Source organism: Pseudomonas aeruginosa, from assembly GCF_001457615.1.
GTDB classification, from domain to species: domain Bacteria; phylum Pseudomonadota; class Gammaproteobacteria; order Pseudomonadales; family Pseudomonadaceae; genus Pseudomonas; species Pseudomonas aeruginosa.
On the sequence record NZ_LN831024.1, the window covers coordinates 5,559,656 to 5,577,257 of the forward strand.

The following is a 17,602-nucleotide window of genomic DNA, read 5'->3' on the forward strand; positions in this document are numbered from 1 at the left end:
GTTAGAAACTGCACGTCACTGGTGCGTTCCACGCACTAATTGAGGTCCTCTTTTTCAATGAAAGTGCAGGACAGAGCGGTTTTTAAAATTAATATGAACATGAACTTCCTGGAATTCGGTACTTGGCGGAAAAAGTCGATTCGAATACGACATGAACATATCCGTTAGCGACGCCACGTTCGGCGCAAAACCCTGTGACGGATTCGTCATAAGCCAGCGAATGCTCTATCGCGAGACTTGCCGGCAGTAATAAGCGTCGCCCGGCACTCCGGCAAGCGAGCTTTCCTCCCTACGTCATTCCGTTTATTCATATAACGCGTTCCGCCCGCTCCACCCGCGCCAGGAAACCCGCCATGCTGAACAAACGCCGCCTGCCGTCGATGACCGCCCTGCAATGCTTCGAAGCGGTAGCCCGGCACCTGAGCTTCACCCGCGCCGCCGAAGAGTTGAGCCTGACCCAGAGCGCCATGAGCAAGCAGGTCGCGCAACTCGAGGAGCAACTGCAGCACGCCCTGTTCCGCCGGGTGCGCAAGCGCTTGCAACTGACCCCGGCCGGCGAGCTGTACCTGGCCGAGGTACGACGCATCCTGCAACAGGTAGAGCTGTCCACCCGCTTCCTGCTTTCCTACGGCGGCGAGACCGAAGTGCTGCGAGTGGCGACCCCGCCGACCTTCGGCGCGCGCTGGCTGATCCCGCAACTGAACGGCTGGCGCCACCGCCACCCGAACATCCACCTCGACCTGCGCCAGGAACTGGAACCGGACGACCTGCGCCAGGGCCATTGCGACCTGGCGTTCTTCTTCGGCCCCGGCACCCTGCCGGGCGCCGAGTGCATCCGCCTGTTCGGCGAACAACTGGTGGCGGTCTGCGCGCCATCCCTGCTGCCGGCCGGCGGACTGGACGAACCGACCCAACTGGCGGGGCTGGTGCTGCTGCAGAACGCCAGCCGCGCGGAGGCCTGGCACGACTGGTTCGCCAGCCTGGAGCGAAATTGCCAGGGTTGCTACCACGGTCCACGCTTCGACACCTTCTACATGTGCATCCGCGCCGCCCAGGCCGGTTGCGGGGTAGCCTTGCTACCGCGCTTCCTGGTCGAGGAGGAACTCGCCGAAGGCAAGCTGGCGATCGCCTGGCCGCACGCCCTGCCCAGCCAGGAGGCCTACTACCTGGCCTATCCCGAGCATGCCGCGGAAGTCCCCAAGGTGCGCCATTTCATCGAGTGGATGGTAGAGCGCCTGGAGCAGGAGCAACCCTCAGCGGGCCCCCGCCAGACGCGCCACGGCCCGGTTTGACGTTTCCGCTGCGCGGAACCATCTTTACTCTCACTCGGTTCACCTCGGAACGTCCCATGCTCACTGGCGTCACGGTTCGAATCCGCCTGCTGGTCCTGGCGCTGCTACCGCTGACGATGCTCGTCACGGTCATCGCGATGGCGCTGGCCAACGCCAGTCGACTCGATGCCAGCTTCCAGGACCTTTTCAACAACCGGATGAAGCCCATCAGCCAGCTCAAGATCGTCGCCGACGCCGTTGCGGTCAGCGTGGTCGACGCCCTGCACAAGTACCGTGCGGGGGTCTTCGATGAAGAGCGCCTGCAGCAGGAGTTGAGTGGGGCGCTGTCGCGCATCGAGAAGTCGTGGGCCGACTATTCCGCAGACCACCGGACTGCCGCCGAGAAGGAAATCATCGAGTCGCTGGTCCCCACCTTGGAACGGGTCAAGCGGATGACCCTGGCATACGGCGAGCAGGCCAGGGCCGGAAGCCTGCGAAACGTCGAGGCCGGCACGTTCAATCGCGAGATGTATGGTGCGTTCGATCCGCTGGGAACCGCGCTGTCGACGCTGATCGACCTGCAGCTCAGTGAAGGCGCCAAGCTCAACGAGCAGATGGAGAAACGCTACGACTCCATGCGCACCACCTTCCTGCTCATCGGCGCCGCAGCCCTGGTCCTCATCGTCGCCGCGGCCTGGTTCATCAGCCTGTCGATCATGCGCCCGCTTTCCGATCTGCGCGGGGTGATCCGCCGCGTGCAGGACTCCTCGAATCTCACGCTCCGCGCCGATGCGCGCGGGCGCGACGAAGTGTCCGATACGGCGCGCGCCTTCAATATGATGCTGGAAAGCCAGCAGGCGCTGCTTCGGCATCTCGCCGATACAGCCAGGAAGCTCACCATCACCTCGGACGAGATGAGTGCCATCAGCAACCAGGTCAGCCATGTCGCCACGTCCCAGGGCGACCAGACCGACATGGTCGCCACGGCGGTACACCAGATGAGCATGGCGGTCCAGGACGTGGCGCGGAACGCCCAGGCCGCCGCAGCCAGCGCGGAATCGGCGAACAGCGAGGCGCACACCGGAACCGGACTCGTGCATGCGAACCTCGACGCCATCCAGGGCCTGTCGGTCATGGTCGGAGAGGCGGGAGCCGTCATCGACACGCTACGCAACAAGACCGAGGAAATCAGCACCGTTCTGGAAGTCATCCAGAACATCGCCCAGCAAACCAACCTGCTCGCCCTCAATGCCGCGATAGAAGCCGCACGGGCGGGCGAGGCCGGACGCGGGTTCGCGGTGGTCGCCGATGAAGTGCGCAGCCTGGCCACCAATACGCACAAGGCCACCGAAACCATCCGCGAGATGATCGAAGCCCTGCAGGCAGGCGCCAGCAGCGCGGTCAGCGTGATGCAGCAGTCACGCGAGCAGGCCCAGGTCAGCGTCCAGCGCGCCCACGAGGCGGGAAAGGCGCTCGGTCTCATCGCCCAGGCGGTCGAAGGTATCGCCCAGAGCAACGCGCAGATATCCACGGCGACGGAAGAACAGACCGCCACCGCGAGCGAGGTCAGCCAGAACATCGACTCGCTCAATGCCAGCATCGGCGAAGTCGCCGAGGGCGCGGTGAAGACCTCCACCTCCAGTGTCGAGCTGGCGAAGCTGGCAAACGGACTGGAGCAGCAGATCCAGCGCTTCACCGTCTAGCAAGCGCGGCAGGGAGCGGCCTCACCGGCCCTGCCGCACCCGTTTGTCAGGACGCCAGCAGGCTGCGGTCGAAAACGAAGGCGCCGCCCGGCTTCGGGGTGAAATGCAGGACGTGTTGCGGGCGCCCCATGGGCGGACGCTGGCGTTCGCCGGTGTCCTCGACCCAGCCAGCCTCCTTCATCCGCTCCAGGCGCCCGCGCAGGCTGGAATGCTGGACTTCCTGGCCGATGGCGCACTCGAAGGCCTTCAGCGCCTCGGCCACGGTGAAGCGCGGCGCCAGCAGGAACAGCGGCAGGGCGCTGTACACCGACTTGCTCGCCAGGCGCTCGCAGGCCTGCTGTACCAGTTGGGCGTGGTCGAACGGCAGGGCGAAGCGCTCGCTGCGAACGTCGCGCAGCGGCACGAAGTCGAGGTCGTCGTCCTCCACCCGGGTGTCCGGACCGACCAGCACCAGGTAGAACACGCTCAGCGACCAGCCGCGCGGGTCGCGTACCGCGTTGCCGACCGTGGCCACCTGCTCGATGTAGGCCGGCTCCAGCCGCGCCTTGTCGCGCAGGGCGCGCACCGCCGCGTCGTCGAGGCTGTGGTCGGCGCTGCGGCCGTTGACCAGCACGCCGGGCAAGGCCCACTGGCCGGCGAAAGGCGCCTGGGCGCGGCGGATCAGCAACAGCTCCAGTCCGTGCCCGGGGTTCAGGCGCAACGCCACGATATCCACGCTGGCCAATACTTCCGCTGAACTCATCGTCACTCCTCTCTTCAGCCCGCCTGGCGTTCGCCGCCATAGCAGTGCAGTTCGTCCTTCACTTCCGGCAGGCACCAGGCCTCCGGTACCGCCAGCCCTTCACGCAGGCGCTGGCGGATCATTGAGCTGTGCAGCGGCAGCCGCTCCTCCGCCACCAGCCGGCCGAAGCGCCAGCACAATTCGGCGGCGCGTTCGAAGCGCGGCAGCTCCGCCTCGTTGTCGGCGCCGATCAGCAGGGCGATCCGCGGTGACGCCAGGCCGCTACGCGCGGCCAGCGCTTCCAGCAGGTCGATGCTGTAGACCGCCGGACGATCAGGCATCAATCCTGCTTCGATCGGTTCGCAATACACCCGCCGCGGATCGATCCGCCGAGCCAGCCGCGCCAGCCAGCGGCAGCGCAGCTCGAAATCGCCCATGCGCTTGCCGAAGGCGTGGCGGTGGCTCGGCACCAGGGCGACCCGTTCGGCGCAAAGCAGCGCCCGGCGGATCACCGACTCATGGCCGGGGTGCGGCGGGTCGAACGCCCCACCGTAGACCGCGAGGGCGAAGTCGGGGGCGCGTCCGCCGCTCATCCCGGCAGGCAGTCGGCGAATCCGGCAACTTATTTCATCACGCATAGAAAATACCTTCCACTGCGAAATTTTGTAGTACAAGTGCTTGACGACTTATTTCACGTGATGAATTATGTACCCACATTCAGCCCCAACCCGTCAAGCGGAGGCTTCCATGAATCGTCCCAGCAAGATCGCCAGCTTCGATGTCGACGCCCAGAAAGGCTTCACCCCGCTGTGCCCGGACGAACTGCCGGTGCCCGGCGGCGACGCCATCGGCGCCGCCCTCAACCAACTGGCCAGCCGCGCCGCGCTGCGCCTGGGCAGCAAGGACGCGCACAGCCCGAAGGCTGCCTGGGTAGTGGAAAGCGCCGAGCAGATGCTGCGGCCGCTGGCCTATCCGGATGCCGACCTGACCTGGGTGAGCCACTGCGTACCGGGTACGCCGGGTTTCGAGCTGCTCGACGAACTGCCGCGGCCGATCGACTACGACTTCTTCGTCTGGAAGGGCGTGGAGCCGGACCTGCATCCCTACGGCGCCTGCTACCACGATCTGGCGGAACGCCGCAGCACCGGGGTCATCGAATACCTGAGGCAGAATGGCGTGAGCCATGTGCTGGTGGGTGGCCTGGCGCTGGACTACTGCGTGAAGAACACCGCCCTGCAACTGCGCCGCGCCGGTTTCGAGGTGCTGCTCTACCTGCCCGCCTGCCGGGCCATCGCCGAGGACACCGCGCAGCGGGCCTGCGACGAGATGCGCGACGCCGGGGTGATCCTCTGCGCCGACCTGGAACGACTGGATAGCGCCCTCGCCGGCGCCGACAAGGAGAAGTGAACATGGCCGAAAGCGTCTTTGCCGAGCGCATCGTGCAGAACCTGCTCGATACCGATTTCTACAAGCTGACCATGATGCAGGCGGTGCTGCACAACTACCCCAACGCCGAAGTGGAGTGGGAATTCCGCTGCCGCAACGCCGAGGACCTGCGTCCGTACCTGGCGGAGATCCGCTACCAGATCGAGCGCCTCGCCGAAGTCGAGGTAACCGCCGACCAGCTCGCCTTCCTCGAACGCATCCCGTTCATGAAGCCGGACTTCATCCGCTTCCTCAGCCTGTTCCGCTTCAACCTGCGCTACGTGCACACCGGCATCGAGGATGGCCAACTGGCGATCCGCCTGCGCGGCCCATGGCTGCACGTGATCCTCTTCGAGGTGCCGCTGCTGGCCATCGTCAGCGAGGTGCGCAACCGTTATCGCTACCGCGAGGTGGTCCTGGAACAGGTCGGCGAGCAGCTCTATCGCAAGCTCGACTGGCTCTCCGCCCAGGCCAGCAGCGAGGAACTCGCGGAATTCCAGGTCGCCGACTTCGGCACCCGCCGGCGCTTCTCCTACCGCACCCAGGAGGAAGTGGTGCATATCCTCAAGCGCGACTTCCCCGGGCGCTTCGTCGGCACCAGCAACGTGCACCTGGCCCGCGAGTACGATCTCAAGCCGATCGGCACCATGGCCCACGAATGGCTGATGGCCCATCAGCAACTCGGCCCGCGGCTGGTCGACAGCCAGCAAGCGGCGCTGGACTGCTGGGTCCGCGAGTACCGCGGACAGCTCGGCATAGCCCTGACCGACTGCATTACCATGGATGCCTTCCTCGACGACTTCGACCTGTACTTCGCCAAGCTCTTCGACGGCCTGCGCCACGATTCGGGCGACCCGCTGGCCTGGGCGGAGAAAGCCATCGCCCACTACCGCCGCCTGGGTATCGACCCGCTGAGCAAGACCCTGGTGTTCTCCGACGGGCTGGACATGCCCAAGGCGTTGCAGCTGTTCCGCGCGCTACGTGGCAAGATCAACGTCAGCTTCGGCATCGGCACCAACCTGACCTGCGACATCCCGGGGGTCGAGCCGATGAACATCGTCCTGAAGATGACGGCCTGCAACGGCCATCCGGTGGCGAAGATATCCGACGCCCCGGGCAAGACCCAATGCCGCGACGAGAACTTCGTCGCCTACCTCCGCCACGTCTTCAACGTGCCGGCCTAATCCTTTCGCACCTAACGGGAGCCCGAACATGCAACAGATCCAACGCGACATCGCCCAAGCCCTGCAGGTCCAGCCGCCGTTCCAGTCGGAGGCCGACGTGCAGGCGCAGATCGCCCGGCGCATCGCCTTCATCCAGCAGTGCCTGAAGGATTCCGGGCTGAAGACCCTGGTGCTGGGGATCAGCGGCGGCGTCGACTCGCTCACCGCCGGCCTGCTGGCCCAGCGCGCCGTCGAGCAACTGCGCGAGCAGACCGGCGACCAGGCCTACCGCTTCATCGCCGTGCGCCTGCCCTACCAGGTGCAGCAGGACGAGGCCGATGCCCAGGCCTCGCTGGCGACCATCCGCGCCGACGAAGAGCAGACCGTCAACATCGGTCCGTCGGTGAAAGCCCTGGCGGAACAGCTGGAAGCCCTGGAAGGACTCGAGCCGGCGAAGAGCGACTTCGTCATCGGCAATATCAAGGCGCGCATCCGCATGGTCGCCCAGTACGCCATCGCCGGCGCCCGCGGCGGCCTGGTGATCGGCACCGACCATGCTGCCGAGGCGGTCATGGGGTTCTTCACCAAGTTCGGCGACGGCGCCTGCGACCTGGCTCCGCTCAGCGGCCTGGCCAAGCATCAGGTGCGCGCCCTCGCCCGCGCCCTCGGCGCTCCGGAGAACCTGGTGGAGAAGATCCCCACCGCCGACCTCGAGGACCTGCGCCCCGGCCATCCGGACGAGGCTTCCCACGGCGTCACCTATGCCGAGATCGACGCCTTCCTGCACGGCCAGCCGCTGCGCGAGGAAGCTGCGCGGGTGATCGTCGACACCTACCACAAGACCCAGCACAAGCGCGAACTGCCGAAGGCGCCCTGAGCCTCCCGGTCCGTGCGGCAGGCCCGTCGTCGACGGGCCTTTGTCGCGGGCGGGAATGTGCCTGTCGCAACCAGGTCTTCAAGTCCGCGCGGCGGCGCGCTAGAAGGAAGCTGAATCCCTGCGAAGGCCAGCCATGCGCACCCGTCTCCCCGCCCTGCTCCTCGGTGTCCTGCTGGCCGGCCAGGCCTGCGGACACACGTCCCCGCTGCTCGCGCCGGTACGGCAGATCCACGCCTTCGGCGACAGCTATTCGGACAACGGCGAAAGCCAGCGACTGACCCGCGAGATGCTCGCCAAGGGCATCGCCGGCGCCCAGGCATTGCCCGGCGAAGTCTACTGGCAGGGCCGCTGGAGCAACGGCCCGACCGCCGTCGAGGTGCTCGCCCGCCAGCTCGGCGCACAACTGGCCGACCATGCGGTGGGCGGCGCCAAGAGCGGAGCGGACAACTACTACGGCTGGATGAGCGCCTACCGCCATACCGGCCTCGCCGGCCAGGTCGACGCCTACCTCGCCACGCTGGACGGCAAGCCGGCCGACGGCCAGGCGCTGCACTTCATCTTCGTCTCCGCCAACGATTTCTTCGAGCACGAGGATTTCGCCGGCGAGCAGCCCCTGGAACAACTGGCCGGCAGCAGCGTGGCGAACATCCGCGCCGCGGTGCAGCGTCTCGGAGAGGCCGGCGCACGACGCTTCCTGGTGGTCAGTTCGACCGACCTGAGCGTGGTCCCGGCGGTGGTCGCCGGTAACCGGGTCGAGCGGGCGCAGCGCTACCTGCAGGCAGTCAACGCCAGCCTGCCGATCCAGCTCGCCGCCCTGCGCAAGACCCGCGGCCTGGAGCTGAGCTGGTTCGACCATCTCACCTTCAGCCGCCACTTGCGGCGCAACCCGGCGCGCTATGGCCTGGTGGAGCTGGACGCGCCCTGCCAGCCGACCCAGCCCAGCGTCCGCCCGGCCTGCGCCAACCCGGACCAGTACTACTTCTGGGACGAGTGGCATCCGACCCGGCGCGTGCACCAACTGGCCGGCGAGGCGATGGCGGCACGCTACGCGCGCTGAGCCCGGCGCGCGCCCATGAAAAAGCCCGGCAGCGGCCGGGCTTTTTCATGCAGCGGATCGCTCGCGCATCACTTCAGGGTCAGGGTGCCCTTCATCAGCGCGGAGTGGCCCGGGAAGGTGCAGAAGAACATGTACTGCTCGCCTTCCTTCAGCTTGGAGACGTCGAAGGTCACCGAGTCCTTCTCGCCCGAGCCGATCAGCTTGGTGTGGGCGATGACGCGGCTGTCGTCGGGCTTCAGGTAATCCTTGTCCAGGCCGGAAGCCATGCCGTCGGTGACCACGCCCTGCATGTCGGCGGCGGTGCTCAGTACCCAGTTGTGGCCCATGACGTTCTTCGGCAGGTTGCCGGGGTGGGACAGGTTGACGGTGAACTGCTTGCAGCTCTTGTCGACGGTGATGGCATTGGTGTTGAACTGCATCTGGTCGTTACCCTGGATGTCCACCGAGCACTCGGCAGCCAGCAGCGGCGCACTGAGCAGGGACAGCAGGGATACCGCAGCGAGTTTACGTAGCATGGAGCAGCCTCCTAGGCAGGTTGGGCGATGAATCCTGAAAGAGCAGACTGCCCGATCGGGCACCGAGTTCCACTGATTCAGGTCAAACCCGAACCGGACGTGGCGGGGCATCGAGCGGGATCTGCCCGGCGTTTACTACGGGGAACTCCTGTTTTAGCACAGATGTGCCGCTTCGCGCCTGCGACGCAACGTCCGGCAATGCTTCGCACGGCTTGGTCGAAGCGCTCCCAGCCGCTACCCTGTGCGCCTTTTTCCACCCCCGACAGGAGTCGATCATGACCTTGCGTTCCGTCTGCGTATTCTGTGGCGCCAGCCCCGGCGCTTCCCCGGTCTACCAGGAAGCCGCCGTGGCCCTCGGCCGGCACCTGGCCGAGCGCGGCCTGACCCTGGTCTACGGTGGCGGCGCGGTCGGTCTGATGGGCACCGTGGCGGACGCCGCATTGGCCGCCGGCGGCGAAGTGATCGGGATCATCCCGCAGAGCCTGCAGGAGGCCGAGATCGGCCACAAGGGCCTGACCCGCCTGGAAGTGGTAGACGGCATGCACGCGCGCAAGGCACGCATGGCCGAACTGGCCGACGCCTTCATCGCCCTGCCTGGCGGGCTCGGCACCCTGGAAGAGCTGTTCGAGGTCTGGACCTGGGGCCAACTGGGCTACCACGCCAAGCCGCTGGGCCTGCTCGAAGTGAACGGTTTCTACGACCCGCTGCTGACTTTCCTCGACCACCTGGTCGACGAACGTTTCGTCCGCGCCGAACACCGCGGCATGCTGCAGCGCGGCGCCAGCCCGGAGGCGCTGCTCGATGCCCTCGCCGCCTGGACGCCGAGCGTGGCGCCGAAGTGGGTCGACCGCACCCCGCAGTGATCCGCTCCTCTCTCAGGACGGCGGCAGCAGGCTCAGCGGGTCGAGCGGCCGGCCGTTCTGGCGGATCTCGAAGTACAGCTGCACCCGGTCGGCATCCGAGGAACCGGCCTCGGCGATCTTCTGGCCCTTGCCGACCATCTGCCCCTCCTTCACCAGCAAGCGGCTGTTGTGCGCGTAGGTGCTGGTGTACGAGGTACCGTGCTGGATGATCACCAGGTTGCCGTAGCCACGCATGTTGTTCACCGCGAACACCACCTTGCCGGCCAGCGAGGCCTGCACCGGCTGGCCCAGGGTGCCGGCGATGCGGATGCCCTTGTTGAGCTTGTCGGAACTGGAGAAGCGGCGGATCACCGGCCCCTTCATCGGCCACTGCCAGCCGCGCAGGGTCACCGACGGCGGCGGAGGCGGCGGCTTGCGCGCACGGGTGTTAGACGAAGAGCGGCTACTGGCGACGTAGGTCGACTTGCGCCCGTCGAAGCGCACCACCTGGCCGACCTTGACCGCGTAGGGCGGGCGGATGCCGTTGGCGCGCGCCAGGTCCTTGTAGTTCCAGCCGTGCCGGGTGGCGATCGAATAGAGGGTGTCGCCGCGCTTGACGCGATACTCGCCGCGCACGACCTTCGGCACCGACGCCCCCGGGCCGGGAGCCTTGGAGCTGCACGCGGATACCGCCAGCAGGACGGCGATCAAGAGCAATCTGAAGAACACACGGAATCCTTTTCCCGATGAAACCCGGCCGGCTGCGGCGACGGTTGCAGGCCCGCACTATACCTTGTTCGCCGGGGTGCCCGTTGGACTCGCCGATGGCCCGTTTTCTCCGCGCGGCCCGCCACCCGGTCCGCGCACAAACGCCAACGCCCCGCAGGACGGGGCGTCGGTGCCGAGCGGGAAACGTCAGGCGCCGGCGGACTGCTGCACGATCACCGTCTGCGCCGGCATCGGTGCCGGGAAGTCGGCGCCGAGGGCGTCCTTGATCACCTTGTTGGTATCGAAATAGACCTGCCAGTAATGGTCGTTGTGGCAATACGGGCGCACCGCCAGCACCGGCCCGACCAGGTTGAACTCGAGGATCTCCACGTCCACCGGCGGCTCGCCGAGCACGTTGGGAATCGCCGCGACGCGCTGCCTGAGCAGGGCGATGGCCGCCTGGTAGTCGGCGGCACCGGAAAGCTGCGCCTTCAACTCGACCCGGCGGAACGGGTTGTGGGTGAAGTTCTGGATGTTGTCGCCGAATATCTTGTTGTTGCCGACCATGGTCAGCACGTTGTCCGGAGTGTTGATCGCCGTGGTGAACAGGCCGATCTCCTTGACCGTGCCGGTCACTCCGCCGGCGCAGATGAAGTCGCCGACCTTGAACGGCCGCAGGACGATGATGAAGCCGCCGGCCGCCAGGTTCGCCAGCAATCCCGACCAGGCCATGCCGATGGCCAGGCCGACCGCCGCGATCAGCGCCGCCAGGCTGGTGGTCTGGATGCCGAAGAAACCGAGGATGCCCACCACCAGCAGCACGTTCAGGGTCACCGTGATGAACGAACCCACGTAGCGCAGCACGGTGGGATCGACCTTTTGCCGCTCGAGGGATTTCTGCACCATGCCGACGGCGAAGCCGATCAGCCAGCGGCCGATCACCCAGAAGGCGATGGCCGCGAGAATCTTGATGCCGAAGGCGAAGGCGTACTGGGACACCGTCGCCCAGAGCGCGTTGATCTTCTCGGTACCTACGTTGACGATCGTCGTGTCATCCATATCGCTCACCGTGCGCAAGGAAGGAGTCTGGCTCCGTACGAGAACCGCCCCTGGCACCGGAAAGGCAGGCTCCGGCCCTTGGCCCGACAACGTCCGTAGCGGATTCTGGAAAAGCTAGCACGGCGCTGCGAATTTGCCGGAGCACCGCTTCGTTGTCCCCAAACGGCGTGGGCGAGGCTGTGGACAACCTGGGTGAAAAGGTCCGGGAGTCCCGGGCGGCAGGGCCTCCGCGAGACCGATCACTTTTTGATCAGCCGGCTGTTTCCTGTAGCGGCAGCACCGTCACCCGCACCTCCGGGTCATGGCTACCGCCACCGAGGATCACCCCGCGCAACGGCGACACATCGGAAAAATCCCGCCCCCAGGCCAGGGTGATGTGCTCCAGGTCGGGCAACAGGTCGTTGGTCGGGTCGAAATCCACCCAGCCGTTCTCCGGGCAATACAGCGAGACCCAGGCATGCGAGGCGTCGGCACCGATCAGTCGCGCCTGTCCGGGCGGCGGGCGGGTCAGCAGGTAGCCGCTGACGTAGCGCGCCGCCAGTCCGCGCGCGCGCAGGCAGGCGAGCATCAGGTGGGCGAAGTCCTGGCAGACCCCGCGACGGCGCTCCAGCACTTCGTCCAGCGGCGTCGCCACCTGGGTGGCCTGCGCATCGAAGGCGAACTCGCGGAAGATCTTCTCCATCAGTGCCGCCGCCGCCACCAGCAACGGCCGTCCGGGCGGGAAGCAGTCGGCGGCGAACTCGGCGAATCGCCGCTGGATGCGCACATAGGGCGACTCGACGCGATAGCGGCAGGCTTCCAGCTCGGCGGCGGACAGCGCCCGCCCGGAAAATGCCAGCCCGGCGGCGACGGTTTCCCATGCCGGCGACGCGGTCAGTTGCGCCGGCGCATGGGCGAACACTTCGACCTGCAGTCGCGCGCTGACCCGCAGCGCCTCGTGGGGACGCTCGAAGGCCAGCCGGCTCAGCGGATTGCCGAATGCGTCGTGGCCATCCTCGCGCCGGCTCGGCCCCGGCTCGATCAGCAGTGCCCGCTCATGACAGGCCTGCCAGGCGCATTCGCGTGGCCAGAGATGCGCCAGTTGCCGCGACAGCGAGACCGGCATCGCATAGCGGTAATGGGTGTCGTGCAGCACCTGGTAGCGGGCGCCCTGGAGCGGAACGGAGCGAAGCGCGGGTGCGGACATCAGGTGGATACCGTTCTCTGGCTGACATCGTCGACATGGGCGAAATAGCGCAAGCCTAGCCGATCGGAGACCTGTCCGGCGCAGGCGGCGATGTCGCGCAGCAGTCGCGCCAGCCCGACGAGCACCTCGTCGAGTCCTGCCGCGCCGAACAGCGGGCTTTCCAGGGCCGCCAGATCGAAGCTGCGCAGGCGTTCGCCCAGGGTCCTGAGTTCCCGCTCGCGTGGCGCGCCGAACTCCTCGTGCAGGCGCTCCAGCGAACGCTCCAGGGCCTGCAACTGGAAGCGCAGCGAGTGCGGGTTCTGCTCGTGCAACAGGAGCAGGTCGAGCACCGGGACCAGCTGCGGCGACGCCAGGTAGCGCGAGCGGTAGGTGATGCCGCTGTTACCCAGCTCCAGCAGCCACTCCAGCGCGCCGGCGTCCCAGGCGCTACCGCCGTCGAGGAAGGCGGCGATGCTCTCGGCGAAGAAGCGCACGCGCTCGATGCGCCGGCCGATCATCAGGAAACGCCAGCCGTCGTCGCGGGTCATGTCGTCGAGGGCGAAACCGGACAACGCGGCCAGGGACATCACTAGCCGGTTGAGGAAGTCCAGCGCTTCGCCGAGGTCGGTGCGTGCCGGATCGAGCGCCTGCATGTCGCGTTGCAGCTCCAGCAAGGCCAGCCAGTTCTCCCCGGACAAGCGCCCGCGCACCTGCGCCGCCGCCCAGTGCAGGCGCCGCAGGTTGGCGCACAGGCTCGCCGGCCAGTGCTCGTCGAGCAACGCCCGCAACAGGCACCTTTCCAACGGCTCGCCATCCCCGGGCAGCAGGCCGATGCCGCCGGCCAGGGCCAGGGCGCTGCGCAACGCCTCTTCGTCGCCATCGGCATCCACGTAGCGCGACAGCACCACCCGCAACAGGCGCGCATGGTCGTCGCAACGCTCGGCATAGCGGCCGTACCAGAACAGGTTCTCCACCACCCGCGACGGCAGGTAGGGGTCTTCGCGGACCAGGTCGCGCACGCCGAGCCGGCGCGGTCGCAACGGCTCGCCGCCGACTGCTCGCTCGGCCAGCACCCAGGTGTCCTTGCTCGCCCCGCCGCGCTGCATCGACACCACTTCGGCGTCCGCCGCCGAGGCTACGCGGGTCAGGCCGCCGGGCATCACCCAGTAGCGGCCGTCGCTGGCGGCGACGGCGAATACGCGCATGCCGATGGCCCGCGACTGCAGGCCGACGCCGGCCTTGCCGTCGCGCCAGACCGGTGCCTGGGACAACTGCGCCAGGCGTTGCGCCACGTAGGCCTGCGGGCGCTCGCGCAAGCGCTCGCCGAGGGATGCCAGGCCGGCACTGTCGAGGGAGTGGCCGAACAGAGGTTCGCAGCGCTGGCCGGGAAAGGCCGGCTTGATCACCAGGTCGGGCAGTGCCGCGAGTATCGCCTCGAGGGCTTGCGGCTCGCCGCACCAGCGGGTGTCGAGCGAGGGCAGCGCCAGTTCCTCGCCAAGCAGGCGGCGACAGGCCTGCGGCAGGAAGCCGAGCAGGCCGGGCGACTCCAGCACTCCGCTGCCCAGTGCGTTGGCCACCAGCACGCGTCCCTGGCGTACCGCCTCGAGCAGGCCGGGAATGCCCAGCGCCGAGTCGGTACGTAATTCCAGTGGGTCGCAGAAATCGTCATCGAGGCGCCGCAATACCGCGTGCACCCGTTTCAGGCCGCCGAGGGTCTTGAGATAGAGGGTGGCGTCGCGCACCGTCAGGTCGTGCCCCTCGACCAGCGGAAAACCGAGCTGGCGCGCCAGGTAGAGATGCTCGAAGTAGGTTTCGTTGAAACGTCCGGGAGTCAGCAGCACCACCAGCGGCGTCTCGCCGTCGCCAGCGGCCTGGCTGGCGAGGGTCTCCTGCAGGGTGCGGAAATACCCGGCGAGATGCTGCACGCGCAGGTCGCGATAGAGTTCCGGCAAGGCCCGCGAGACGATCTGCCGGTTCTCCAGCGCATAGCCCGCGCCGGACGGAGCCTGGGTGCGGTCGGCAAGGACCTGCCAGCGTCCGTCGGCATCGCGCGCCAGGTCCACGGCATAGCTGTGCAGGAAAATCCCGCCGGGCGGCCGGATGCCGAGCGCCGGCCAGAGGAAGTTCGGATGGCCGAAGACCAGTTCGCTGGGCAGCAGCCCTTCGGCGAGCAGACGCTGGTCGCCGTACAGGTCGGCCAGCAGCGCATTGAGCAGCCGAGCACGCTGCGCCACACCAGCGGCGATCGGCTGCCACTCGGCGGCGGACAGCAGGTTCGGCAGAAGGTCCAGCGCCCAGGGGCGGTCGGTGCCCTTGGGATCGGCGTAAACGTTGTAGGTGACGCCGTTCTCCTGGATCTGCCGTTCCACCAGGGCCTGGCGCTGGCGCAATTGCTCAGGGCTGCTGCGCTCCAGTTGGCGGAACAGCCGCTGCCAATGGGGACGCACGCCGCCCTGGCGATCGAGCAACTCGTGGTAGGCCGTATCGGTGAACGGATAGTGGGCAAGCAGCTCGGGCATCGAAGGCTCGCGGGGCTGGGGTTGCGGTCACTGTAGCGGAGTCGGCGGCGCGACGCCGGAGCGAAGCGACGAGGCGTTGCCGGGTCCGCCACGACGGTTCTTCGTGAAGACCGGGATGCCCCGGAAGCGCAAGACTTGTGCCAGCGCCGTCAGGCCCGGGCGGCCAGGAGGTCGTGCCGCGGCAATGCACTGCGACGGTGCGCGACCGCAGGCAAGGTTGCAGCCGCGCACGCTTTGCGGGCGGCAGGGCCGCCCCGGCGATCAGCGCGGGATGTTAGGCTGGCGCGACTTCTTCTTGCCCTTGGCGAAGGCCGTCGCCTTGTTCTGCTGGCCCTTGCTCCACGGCTTGCCGCCGTCGCTGGCGCGTGGCGGCAGGCCGGTATGCTGGGTCAGCAGCTTGCCGGCCTTCTTGCTGCCGGCCGGCGTCGAGTTCTTCCGCCGGGCGCTCTGGTATTCGCCGGTATCCGGCTGGTAGGTCGGGACCAGGTGGTGCTTGCCATTGCCGATCAGGTCGGCGCGCCCCATCCGCTCCAGCGCCTCGCGCAGCAGCGGCCAGCCTTTCGGGTCGTGGTAGCGCAGGAAGGCCTTGTGCAGGCGCCGCTGCTGGTCGCTCTTGACGATGGTCACGCCATCGCTCTTGTAGGTGACCTTGCGCAGCGGGTTCTTGCCCGAGTGATACATAGCGGTGGCAGTGGCCATCGGCGAAGGATAGAACGCCTGGACCTGGTCGGCGCGGAAGCCGTTGCGCTTGAGCCACAGGGCCAGGTTCATCATGTCTTCGTCGGTGGTCCCGGGATGGGCGGCGATGAAGTACGGGATCAGGTACTGCTCCTTGCCGGCTTCCTTCGAGAACTTCTCGAACATCTGCTTGAAGCGGTCGTAGGTGCCGATCCCCGGCTTCATCATCTTGTCCAGCGGACCGCGCTCGGTGTGCTCCGGGGCGATCTTCAGGTAGCCGCCGACGTGGTGGGTCACCAGTTCCTTGACGTACTCGGGCGACTCGACGGCGAGGTCGTAGCGCAGGCCGGAGGCGATCAGGATCTTCTTCACCCCCGGCAGCGCCCGGGCCTTGCGGTACAGCTCGATCAGCGAGCTGTGATCGGTATCGAGGTTCTCGCAGATGCCGGGGAACACGCAGGATGGCTTGCGGCAGTGCCGCTCGATGTCCGGGCTCTTGCAGGCGATGCGGTACATGTTCGCCGTCGGTCCGCCAAGGTCGGAGACCACGCCGGTGAAGCCGGGCACCTTGTCGCGCATCTCCTCGATCTCGCGGATGATCGAGTCGTGCGAGCGGTTCTGGATGATCCGTCCCTCATGCTCGGTGATCGAGCAGAAGGTGCAGCCGCCGAAGCAGCCACGCATGATGTTCACCGAGAAGCGGATCATCTCGTAGGCGGGAATCTTCGCCTTGCCGTAGGCCGGGTGCGGCACGCGGGCATAGGGCATGCCGAACACGTAGTCCATTTCCTCGGTGCTCATCGGAATGGGCGGCGGGTTGAACCAGACATCCACTTCGCCGTGCTTCTGCACCAGGGCACGGGCGTTGCCCGGGTTGGTCTCCAGGTGCAGAACGCGGTTGGCGTGGGCATAGAGCACCGGGTCGTTGCGCACCTTCTCGAAAGACGGCAGGCGGATCACGGTCTTCTCCCGGGTCAGCCTGGGGTTCGCCAGCAACTGCACGACCTTGGCTTCCTGCGGGTCCTCCTGCGCGCCCTTTTCCTGCTCGATGGCGCAGGCGGCGGTGTCCTGGGTGTTCACGTAGGGATTGATGATCTTGTCGATCTTGCCCGGCCGGTCGATCCGCGTGGAATCGATCTCGAACCAGCCCTCCGGGGTGTCGCGACGGACGAAGGCGGTGCCGCGCACGTCGGTGATCGCGCTCACCAGTTCGCCCTGGGCCAGGCGCTGGGCGATTTCCACCACCGCACGCTCGGCGTTGCCGTAGAGCAGGATGTCGGCCGTGGCGTCCATCAGGATCGAGCGGCGGACCTTGTCCTGCCAGTAGTCGTAATGGGCGATGCGCCGCAACGAGGCCTCGATCCCGCCGAGGATCACCGGCACATGGCTGTAGGCCTCCTTGCAGCGCTGGCTATAGACCAGGCTGGCGCGGTCCGGGCGCTTGCCGGCCAGGCCGCCGGGGGTGTAGGCGTCGTCGGAACGGACCTTCTTGTCCGCGGTGTAGCGGTTGATCATCGAGTCCATGTTGCCGGCCGCCACGCCGAAGAACAGGTTCGGCTCGCCGAGCTTCATGAAGTCGTCCTTCGACTGCCAGTCCGGCTGGGCGATGATGCCGACGCGGAACCCCTGGGCCTCCAGCAGGCGGCCGATGATGGCCATGCCGAAGGACGGGTGGTCGACGTAGGCATCGCCGGTGACGATGATGATGTCGCAGGAGTCCCAGCCGAGCTGATCCATCTCTTCCCTACTCATAGGCAGGAAGGGCGCCGGACCGAAACACTCGGCCCAGTACTTGGGATAGTCGAACAGCGGCTTGGCGGCTTGCATCACGGGCACCAGGGGGTATCTCTAGGAATGGGGGGTCGCGAAAACGCGGGGCGCGGAATATAGCACAAAAAA

General features: G+C 67.0%; 15 protein-coding genes. 7 read left to right on the top strand and 8 right to left on the bottom strand.

The window, feature by feature from the left end; genetic code table 11:
* The first annotated feature begins 353 nt into the window (after positions 1-353).
* Positions 354-1,292: a LysR substrate-binding domain-containing protein gene (locus tag AT700_RS25615; RefSeq protein ID WP_003095575.1), complete on the top strand. Its 939-nt coding sequence runs from the start codon at positions 354-356 to the stop codon at positions 1,290-1,292.
* A 56-nt stretch (positions 1,293-1,348) separates the two neighbouring features.
* Positions 1,349-2,974, top strand: a complete 1,626-nt coding sequence (locus tag AT700_RS25620; RefSeq protein ID WP_023123455.1) for a methyl-accepting chemotaxis protein — start codon at positions 1,349-1,351, stop codon at positions 2,972-2,974.
* Positions 2,975-3,020: 46 nt separating this feature from the next.
* On the opposite strand, the gene AT700_RS25625 is transcribed toward AT700_RS25620, so the two are convergent.
* Both AT700_RS25625 and AT700_RS25630 read right to left on the bottom strand, forming a co-directional pair.
* Positions 3,021-3,716 (bottom strand): NUDIX domain-containing protein, encoded by a 696-nt coding sequence (locus AT700_RS25625; protein ID WP_003095579.1) that lies wholly within the window; start codon positions 3,714-3,716, stop codon positions 3,021-3,023.
* 14 nt (positions 3,717-3,730) lie between these two features.
* On the bottom strand, positions 3,731-4,333 hold the full coding sequence (locus AT700_RS25630; RefSeq protein WP_004347696.1) for an adenylyltransferase/cytidyltransferase family protein: 603 nt from the start codon (positions 4,331-4,333) through the stop codon (positions 3,731-3,733).
* Positions 4,334-4,442: 109 nt separating this feature from the next.
* Here AT700_RS25630 and AT700_RS25635 point away from each other — a divergent pair, with 109 nt between their 5' ends.
* The 4 genes from AT700_RS25635 (at position 4,443) to choE (ending at position 8,217) form a co-directional block, all read left to right on the top strand.
* Complete coding sequence (locus AT700_RS25635) at positions 4,443-5,102, top strand: nicotinamidase (protein ID WP_003095584.1); 660 nt, start codon at positions 4,443-4,445, stop codon at positions 5,100-5,102.
* Between the two features lie 2 nt (positions 5,103-5,104).
* Positions 5,105-6,304 carry a nicotinate phosphoribosyltransferase gene (pncB, locus tag AT700_RS25640; protein ID WP_003099996.1) on the top strand — a complete coding sequence of 400 codons (1,200 nt, stop codon included), beginning with the start codon at positions 5,105-5,107 and terminating at the stop codon, positions 6,302-6,304.
* Positions 6,305-6,332: 28 nt separating this feature from the next.
* Entirely contained in the window at positions 6,333-7,160 is an 828-nt protein-coding gene (nadE, locus tag AT700_RS25645; protein WP_003099998.1) for an ammonia-dependent NAD(+) synthetase, read from the top strand.
* 133 nt (positions 7,161-7,293) lie between these two features.
* The gene (gene choE, locus AT700_RS25650; protein WP_016264107.1) at positions 7,294-8,217 is read left to right on the top strand and encodes a cholinesterase ChoE; all 924 of its coding nucleotides are present in this window, start codon (positions 7,294-7,296) and stop codon (positions 8,215-8,217) included.
* Between the two features lie 68 nt (positions 8,218-8,285).
* Here the strand turns inward: choE and azu are convergent, their stop codons facing one another.
* On the bottom strand, positions 8,286-8,732 hold the full coding sequence (gene azu / locus AT700_RS25655) for an azurin (protein ID WP_003095591.1): 447 nt from the start codon (positions 8,730-8,732) through the stop codon (positions 8,286-8,288).
* A gap of 275 nt (positions 8,733-9,007) precedes the next feature.
* On the opposite strand from azu, the gene AT700_RS25660 reads away from it, so the two are divergent.
* Positions 9,008-9,595, top strand: coding sequence for a TIGR00730 family Rossman fold protein (locus AT700_RS25660; RefSeq protein ID WP_003109460.1), 588 nt, complete (start codon positions 9,008-9,010; stop codon positions 9,593-9,595).
* A 12-nt stretch (positions 9,596-9,607) separates the two neighbouring features.
* Here AT700_RS25660 and AT700_RS25665 read toward each other — a convergent pair whose 3' ends face one another.
* The 5 genes from AT700_RS25665 to AT700_RS25685 form a co-directional block, all read right to left on the bottom strand.
* Positions 9,608-10,303 carry a peptidoglycan DD-metalloendopeptidase family protein gene (locus tag AT700_RS25665; protein ID WP_003112288.1) on the bottom strand — a complete coding sequence of 232 codons (696 nt, stop codon included), beginning with the start codon at positions 10,301-10,303 and terminating at the stop codon, positions 9,608-9,610.
* Between the two features lie 186 nt (positions 10,304-10,489).
* Entirely contained in the window at positions 10,490-11,341 is an 852-nt protein-coding gene (locus AT700_RS25670) for a mechanosensitive ion channel family protein (RefSeq protein ID WP_003457447.1), read from the bottom strand.
* A 250-nt stretch (positions 11,342-11,591) separates the two neighbouring features.
* Positions 11,592-12,527: a transglutaminase family protein gene (locus AT700_RS25675; protein WP_003112287.1), complete on the bottom strand. Its 936-nt coding sequence runs from the start codon at positions 12,525-12,527 to the stop codon at positions 11,592-11,594.
* On the bottom strand, positions 12,527-15,025 hold the full coding sequence (locus AT700_RS25680) for a circularly permuted type 2 ATP-grasp protein (protein WP_017002000.1): 2,499 nt from the start codon (positions 15,023-15,025) through the stop codon (positions 12,527-12,529). Before AT700_RS25680 ends, AT700_RS25675 begins: the two co-directional genes overlap by 1 nt.
* Before the next feature lie 261 nt (positions 15,026-15,286).
* On the bottom strand, positions 15,287-17,530 hold the full coding sequence (locus tag AT700_RS25685) for a YgiQ family radical SAM protein (RefSeq protein WP_003100007.1): 2,244 nt from the start codon (positions 17,528-17,530) through the stop codon (positions 15,287-15,289).
* Between the last annotated feature and the right edge of the window lie 72 nt (positions 17,531-17,602).

Excerpts from the sequence above, each read along its gene's own strand:
- AT700_RS25615 (WP_003095575.1), top strand. The coding sequence starts at position 354 with ATGCTGAACAAACGCCGCCTGCCGTCGATGACCGCCCTGCAATGCTTC.
- AT700_RS25620 (WP_023123455.1), top strand. The coding sequence starts at position 1,349 with ATGCTCACTGGCGTCACGGTTCGAATCCGCCTGCTGGTCCTGGCGCTG.
- AT700_RS25625 (WP_003095579.1), bottom strand. The coding sequence starts at position 3,716 with ATGAGTTCAGCGGAAGTATTGGCCAGCGTGGATATCGTGGCGTTGCGC.
- AT700_RS25630 (WP_004347696.1), bottom strand. The coding sequence starts at position 4,333 with ATGCGTGATGAAATAAGTTGCCGGATTCGCCGACTGCCTGCCGGGATG.
- AT700_RS25635 (WP_003095584.1), top strand. The coding sequence starts at position 4,443 with ATGAATCGTCCCAGCAAGATCGCCAGCTTCGATGTCGACGCCCAGAAA.
- pncB (WP_003099996.1), top strand. The coding sequence starts at position 5,105 with ATGGCCGAAAGCGTCTTTGCCGAGCGCATCGTGCAGAACCTGCTCGAT.
- nadE (WP_003099998.1), top strand. The coding sequence starts at position 6,333 with ATGCAACAGATCCAACGCGACATCGCCCAAGCCCTGCAGGTCCAGCCG.
- choE (WP_016264107.1), top strand. The coding sequence starts at position 7,294 with ATGCGCACCCGTCTCCCCGCCCTGCTCCTCGGTGTCCTGCTGGCCGGC.
- azu (WP_003095591.1), bottom strand. The coding sequence starts at position 8,732 with ATGCTACGTAAACTCGCTGCGGTATCCCTGCTGTCCCTGCTCAGTGCG.
- AT700_RS25660 (WP_003109460.1), top strand. The coding sequence starts at position 9,008 with ATGACCTTGCGTTCCGTCTGCGTATTCTGTGGCGCCAGCCCCGGCGCT.
- AT700_RS25670 (WP_003457447.1), bottom strand. The coding sequence starts at position 11,341 with ATGGATGACACGACGATCGTCAACGTAGGTACCGAGAAGATCAACGCG.
- AT700_RS25675 (WP_003112287.1), bottom strand. The coding sequence starts at position 12,527 with ATGTCCGCACCCGCGCTTCGCTCCGTTCCGCTCCAGGGCGCCCGCTAC.
- AT700_RS25680 (WP_017002000.1), bottom strand. The coding sequence starts at position 15,025 with ATGCCCGAGCTGCTTGCCCACTATCCGTTCACCGATACGGCCTACCAC.
- AT700_RS25685 (WP_003100007.1), bottom strand. The coding sequence starts at position 17,530 with ATGCAAGCCGCCAAGCCGCTGTTCGACTATCCCAAGTACTGGGCCGAG.